Here is a 7,219-nt window from a genome sequence, read left to right on the forward strand (position 1 = left end):
GCGCTCCACCAGTTTGGAAGCTACCAGCATAGCACTCGCTTCTTCCTGCGTAAACATTACCGGGGGCAAATGAAAACCATCTACAATAAAGTAGCCCTTGCCTGCTTCTGAACCAATCGGCACACCGGCCTCCATCAGTGCCTTTACATCGCGATACACGGTGCGCAGACTGATCTCAAAACGTTCAGCCATCTCTTCGGCTTTTACCACGCGTTTAGATTGCAGGTGAATGAGTATGGCCGTAAGTCGATCGATGCGATTCATAGAGTGAAGATAAGAAAAATAGATGCGTGCTGCTAACCTCTGGCTACGAGAGGTCTTTGTGTGGGGTTGGGTGTGAAACAGAAATCTATAGTATGCATATACGGGAAGGTGTGGAATGAGTTATTGTATAAACAAAAAAAGTCCTGATGATTTCGCATCAGGACTTTTCTTCGTTATTAGTAACCGTTATCTGTCAATAATTATTTGTAACACGTTATCCGAGGTTTACTATTATCGGTTAACGCTTAACGGCTCTACCAAAAGATAATATATAGTGCCGAGAGTATACCGATCACGAGAGTTGCACCAATCGCGAAGGCTCCTTTCGGTTTGAACATGCTTGCATCCACTTCGAGTCCTTTCGGATTGTTTTTGCTTTTCGGATCCATCAATGTGAGGATCACCATTATTATAACGCAGAACATGAATACAAATCCCATCCGGTCGAGGAAAGGAATTTCATACAGTCCTGTTTCTTTATTCAGTGCAGAGAAACCGAGGCTACTGAGTCCTGAGAGGTCGGCCATCTTCGGTAAAAATTTCAGGAAGATTGATAACGGGAACGTGATCAACGCAGCCGCCATAGCTGCAGCAGCATTGGTACGTTTCCAGAAGAACCCAAGTATAAAGATGGCAAATATACCAGGCGACACAAAGCCGGTATATTCTTGTATATACTGGAAGCCACCTTTCTTATCGATACCGAGGAACGGAGAAATGATGATCGCGATTACCATCGCTATTACTACCACTACGCGACCTATATATACCAGCTGTTTTTCGGAAGCATTGGTATTGAAGAATTTCTTGTAGATATCCAGGGTAAAGATCGTAGATATACTGTTGGCTTTACCTGCCAGTGATGCCACAATCGCTGCAGTAAGTGCAGCAAAAGCAAGACCTTTCAAACCAACCGGCAACAAGTTCAATAACACGGGATATGCGCGGTCAGGATTCAGTTCACCGTTTGCTAACATCTCTTGCTGGAACATGCCATCCTGGTGCAATACATAGGCTGCTATACCGGGCAACACTACGATGATCGGCATTAACAATTTTAAAAACGCTGCGAACAATATACCATTGCGTGCGGTAGGCAGATCAGCTCCCAGTGCGCGTTGTGTTATATACTGATTACATCCCCAATAATTCAGGTTTACGATCCACATACCACCGATAAGAATGGTAAGACCAGGAAGATCAAGATAATTTGGATTGCTCTTGTCGAACACCATGTGGAAGTGGTCGTCTGCTTTTTGCATCAGAAGGTTAAATCCTTCGCCTACTCCGTCTGTGCTGAAGTGCTGCGACACCAGGTTCATCGCCAGATACGTTGTAGCCAAACCACCGAGTATGAGGAAGAACACCTGGATTACATCCGTATACCCGATCACTTTCATACCACCGAGTGTAATGAAGACTGCAAATACAGCGAGACCAATCATACACGTCCAGAAAGGTATACCGGATACCGTAGTTACTGCCAAAGCACCGAGGTATAAAATAGAAGTCAGGTTTACCACCACATACAACAACAACCAGAATATAGCCATGATGGTACTCACCGTCTGCCCATACCGTTGTGTGAGGAACTGCGGCATGGTATAGATCTTATTCTTGAGGTAGATGGGCATAAAGAAGATCGCCACGATCATGAGCGTAGCGGCCGCCATCCACTCGTAGGTTGCAATAGCAAGCCCCATCTTAAAACCGGAGCCCGACATACCGATAAATTGTTCGGCAGATATATTCGAGGCGATAAGCGATGCACCGATAGCCCACCAGGTGAGTGACCCTTCTGCGAGGAAGAAATCTTTTGAATCGGTGGATGATTTCTTTTTCCGTTGGTAAATCCAATAGCCGTAGCCGGCTACAATGACGAAGTAAATCAGGAAGACTACGAAGTCAACAGTTTGTAATTGTCGCATAGGTTCAGGAAAATTCGGTTTGGTTTTGCAAAATGGTTGTTAGGTAAAGTCGAGCTTCACACGTTCGTTCAATCGATAAAAATGAATGTTCTTTTTGAAACGACAAAATAATTTCTTGTTGTATTCCGGTCCGGACAAATATTATCGACAAAGAAGCCGTGAGAAGCCGCTGGTCGCTGGTTACTGGCTACAAGGCTGGTTGTGAGAGGTTGAAATGGTGATGAGTGGCAAATTGAATATCGAACAAGGAACACCGATCAACGAATGTTGAAGTAAAATACAGTACAAAAAAAAGAAGCTGTCCCCTGAGAGACAGCTTCTTAGCTATATTTTCTTCCTTGCTCTAGCGCGTCAGGAATTTATAGGTTGTTTTGGTGATATAGGTTTCTCCGGGGTTCAGTACTACGCTGGGGAAGTTAGACTTGTTGGGAGAATCCGGGTAATGCTCTGTTTCGAGGCATAGTCCGAAGCGATGCTTGTACGCAACGCCTCCTTTACCAATCAATGTACCATCGAGGAAGTTGCCGCAGTAAAACTGGATGGCTGGCTCGGTAGTATATACTTCAAGTACACGACCTGTGGTTGGCTCATATACACTGGCAGCAAGCTTCACGCTGTCGGGCGATGAAAGTACCCAGCAGTGATCATATCCTCCTCCTACTTCCAGTTGTTGATCTTTATCATTGATGCGCGCACCGACCGCGGTAGCTGTTCTGAAGTCAAACGGAGTGTTGGTTACATCTTTCAGTTCACCTGTCGGGATCAATACTTTATCTACCGGCACCAGTTTGTCGGCATTCAACGTAAGTTGATGATCGAGTATATCGCGCTTCACATTACCGGTCAGGTTAAAGTAAGCGTGTTGTGTCAGGTTAACGATCGTCTTCTTATCGGTAGTAGCTTTGTATTCGATCTTCCACTCGTTATCGTCTGTTAAAGTATATAATACCTCAACATTCAGGTTACCCGGATAACCTTCTTCCATGTCTTTGCTCAGGTAAGTAAGCTTCAGTGCTACACCTTCGGTGGATGGAATCTCTTCGATGTTCCAGAATACTTTATCAAAACCTTTTAGTCCGCCATGTAAATGCTGGCCGTTGTTGTTCTGCGCCAGGGTATATTCTTTCCCATCGAGTTTAAATTTACCCTTGCCGATGCGGTTGCCATAGCGACCAACAATAGCTCCGAAGTAAGGTGAACCTTTCAGGTAAGACGACAGTGAGTCGAATCCCAACACGATATCTTCGAGCGAACCGTTTTTATCCGGTGTTTTCAACGAGGTAACAATACCACCGTAGTTGATCACCTGCATCTCGATGCCGTTCTTGTTCTTCAGGGTATATATACTTACCTCCTGCCCGTCTGGCAATTTTCCAAAGGGCGCTTTGGTAACAGATGCTTTTGCAACGGTTACACTATCGGCCGGAGGAGTCTGTGTTTCTTCTTTTTTCTTGCAGGCTTGTGACATCATAACACTTACGAGTAAGGTATACATTATAAGCTTTCGCATAAACTTAGGGGTTTGCTATCTCAGTAACTACGCGGTGTTTATAGTGCGTATCAGAAAGCGAACGCAGACGATCAGCACTAAATTCCGGAGTAATGTCGCGTTGCGGATTTGCCAGCATCTCATACCCGACCATAAATTTCTTTACCGTTGCCGAACGTAACAACGGCGGATAAAACACCATGTGCCAGTGCCACTCGGCATGTGCTTCGCCATCGCTCGGAGCCTGGTGTATGCCAGCCGAGTATGGGAACGACACTTCAAATAAATTATCATACCGTGCAGCCATACGTCTATAGGCATCAGCAAAAGCATTACGTTCTGCGTCCGTCATATCCGTGATGCGGGCCATAGCACGCTTCGGAAGTATCATGGTTTCGAAAGGCCACACAGCCCAGAACGGTACCACTACAGCAAAGTGATCGTTCTCAAATACAATTCGCTCCTGGTGCTTCTGCTCGAGCTTCCAATAATCTGATAACAAGGTAGCACCTTTACGTGTAAAATATTCCAACTGGTGTTCCTGTTTCTTGGCAGGCTCTACCGGTATAGATTGCTGCGCCCATATCTGTCCATGCGGATGCGGATTGGAGCAACCCATTACTGCGCCTTTATTCTCGAATATCTGTATATACTGTATAGCTTCGTTCTTTCCGAGCTGGCTGTATTCATCGATCCACAGGTCTACAACGCTACGGATACCCGCCACATCCATTTCCGCTACCGTGAGGTCGTGACGCGGAGAGAAACAAATTACCCGGCAAATGCCCGCTTCACTTTTTGCTATGAGCAGATCGCTGTCGCGAAATTCTCCGGCAGGTACATCATTTACCAGCGCAGCAAAGTCGTTCGTAAAAGCATAGGTAGATGTATACTTCGGATTTACTTCTCCATTGGCGCGAACATTTCCCGGACAGAGATAGCAAGTAGGGTCGTATGACAATAATGTCTCACCCCCGGTCTTCTCTACCTGTCCCTGCCACGGACGTTTGGAACGATGTGGTGACACCTGTACCCATTCTCCTGTTAACGGATTGTATCGTCTGTGTGAGTGATCTTTTAAATCGAACTGCGCCATTTCCTTTTATCTATACTCTTCACTTAAATCCATTTCACCAGTCGCACGAACGATGCGTCAAGGGTTCACGGAGTAATCTGCTATATATACTATGCTTTCTTCGATAGCTTTTGCTGCCACTTCCAGGCAGAACTCATCATTTCTTCTACACCGAGTTTGGTCTTCCAGCCAAGCTCCTGGTTTGCCAGGGTTGTATCGGCATAGATCTTCTCAACGTCTCCGGCTCTGCGATCAACAACTTTATAGTTCAGCTTCAGGTCATTTACTTGCTCAAATACCTGGATGAGTTGCAGTACCGTAAGTCCTTTACCCGTACCGAGATTAAAGAACTCATAATTATTTTTCTGTTTATTATTGAGCAATCGCTTCAGGGCGATCACGTGTGCCTCGGCCAGGTCTACTACATGAATGTAATCACGCATAGCCGATCCGTCAGGTGTATCATAATTGTTACCAAACACCATTAACTGCTGGCGTATACCGGCTGCGGTTTGTGTAATGAACGGCACCAGGTTGGCAGGAACTCCGTTGGGTAATTCACCAATTAATGCCGACTCATGTGCGCCCACGGGATTGAAGTAACGTAACGATATAGCCTGTATATCTTTGTTCACGCGGCAGGTATCACGAAGGATCTCCTCGCCTATCTGTTTGGTATTTCCGTAAGGAGATTCTGCCGGCTTGAAGGGTGTTGCCTCTGTTACCGGAAGTTTATCCGGCTGACCATATACTGTACAGGATGAAGAGAATACTATATTCGGAATGTTATACTTCTTCATCGCTTCGAGCAGCAGCACGAGCGACAGCACATTGTTCTTATAGTATAGCAACGGTTTCTCTACTGATTCGCCTACCGCTTTGCTGGCGGCAAAGTGAATGATCGATGAAATGTCGCGATGCTTTTCAAAGAAAGCGGTGAGTTTATCTTCTTCCGTAAGGTTGAACTTTACAAACTCCGGGCGAACGCCAGAAATTTTTTCGATGCCGTTCAGAACATCTTCCTGCGAATTGGAGAGGTCATCGATGATAACTACTTCAAAACCTTCTTTGATCAGTTCTACTACCGTATGAGAGCCTATGTATCCGGTACCCCCGGTTACTAATACTTTTTTCTTCATGCCCTAAAGTAAGTTAATTTTCTCGATTGACTTACTGGTCAGGCTTGTTCCATCTTTGATATTCACAATGTAGGTCTCCAGGGCAATACCAAACTTCTCGGCATACGCAGGGCGCACTGCCGAAAGGAACGAACCTACTTCATCTTTCTTCACCAGGTTAATGGTGCAACCACCAAAGCCTCCACCCATAACGCGCGCTCCCATTACACCGGAAAATTTCGTTGCCTGCTCTACCAAAAAGTCGAGCTCGGGGCAGCTTACTTCATATAGCTTCGACAAGCCTTCGTGTGTTTCAAACATCTTCTTGCCGAAGGCCTGCAGGTCATGCTTCTCCAAATCTTTACTCGCCTGTTGTACGCGCGCAATCTCCTGCACTACATACAGACAACGATCGAATACTTTTCCTTTCAACTCATCTTTATGCTTGCGCACCATGTCTTCAGTAACATCGCGTAAGCTGTTGATAGCGGGGTAATGTTTCTTGAGTATAGCAACACCTTGCTCGCATTCATTTCTTCTTGTGTTATACTCTGAATCAACAAGCGAGTGCTTTACTTTAGAATCGCACAATACAATAGTGAAGTCTTTTAATTCAAGTGGCGAATAGCGATACTCAAGTGAACGACAGTCGAGCAATATCACATGATTCTCAGAACCCATCATGCTGGCGAACTGATCCATGATGCCGCACTTCACACCTACGAAGTTATGCTCCGACCATTGTGCAATCCTGATCAATTCTTTTTTATCGATGCTGTGATGATTGAGTGCATTGAGTGCAAACGCAAAACCACACTCTACCGAAGCAGACGATGAGAGACCTGCACCCATCGGTATATTTCCACCGAACACACAGCGGAACGGTTTCACAGTATATCCTTTATCAACAAACTGGCGCAACACACCCAACAGGTAATTTACCCATGTTGGCGAAGCAGCAGGCTTCGGGTTGTTCATATCTACAGTATAATATTCGTTGTATTTGATGGAGTATATTTCTGATTTGCCATCCAATGATTCAGCAATAGCAAAAACGGTTTCCCGATCGATGGCAGCAGGCATCACAAAGCCATCATTGTAATCGGTATGCTCTCCTATCAGGTTGATGCGTCCTGGGGAGCGAACCACCATCGGTTCTCCTGGGTATAATTCCCTGTACTTGTTCAGTACATCTTGTGCGGTTAATTCCACTACGTAAAAAAGTTTAGGTGTCCTCTATAAATAGTAACCGGAGACCAAACTCCTTTCGATCTCCGGTACTTAACCAATCAATTAACCCAAAATGTTAATGACGATACGAAGTACCGTATTCGCTGTGAGATAG

At 45.4% G+C, this 7,219-nt stretch carries 6 protein-coding genes; all 6 read right to left on the minus strand.

Annotated features, from left to right (window positions below):
• The coding region (locus VIN08_RS15565; protein WP_331966937.1) for a helix-turn-helix transcriptional regulator at positions 1 to 264 on the minus strand (264 nt) is incomplete at its 3' end.
• 254 nt (positions 265 to 518) lie between these two features.
• Positions 519 to 2,192 (minus strand): sodium/sugar symporter, encoded by a 1,674-nt coding sequence (locus tag VIN08_RS15570; protein ID WP_331966939.1) that lies wholly within the window; start codon positions 2,190 to 2,192, stop codon positions 519 to 521.
• Between the two features lie 343 nt (positions 2,193 to 2,535).
• A complete protein-coding gene (locus VIN08_RS15575) occupies positions 2,536 to 3,702 on the minus strand; it encodes an aldose epimerase family protein (protein WP_331966941.1) in 1,167 nt (388 codons plus the stop codon).
• Positions 3,703 to 3,706: 4 nt separating this feature from the next.
• Positions 3,707 to 4,777 (minus strand): UDP-glucose--hexose-1-phosphate uridylyltransferase, encoded by a 1,071-nt coding sequence (locus VIN08_RS15580; protein WP_331966943.1) that lies wholly within the window; start codon positions 4,775 to 4,777, stop codon positions 3,707 to 3,709.
• Positions 4,778 to 4,866: 89 nt separating this feature from the next.
• Positions 4,867 to 5,895 carry a UDP-glucose 4-epimerase GalE gene (galE, locus tag VIN08_RS15585; protein ID WP_331966945.1) on the minus strand — a complete coding sequence of 343 codons (1,029 nt, stop codon included), beginning with the start codon at positions 5,893 to 5,895 and terminating at the stop codon, positions 4,867 to 4,869.
• 3 nt (positions 5,896 to 5,898) lie between these two features.
• The gene (galK, locus tag VIN08_RS15590; protein WP_331966946.1) at positions 5,899 to 7,086 is read right to left on the minus strand and encodes a galactokinase; all 1,188 of its coding nucleotides are present in this window, start codon (positions 7,084 to 7,086) and stop codon (positions 5,899 to 5,901) included.
• Positions 7,087 to 7,219: the final 133 nt, after the last annotated feature.

The organism is Ohtaekwangia sp. (assembly GCF_036568665.1).
GTDB lineage: Bacteria > Bacteroidota > Bacteroidia > Cytophagales > Cyclobacteriaceae > Ohtaekwangia.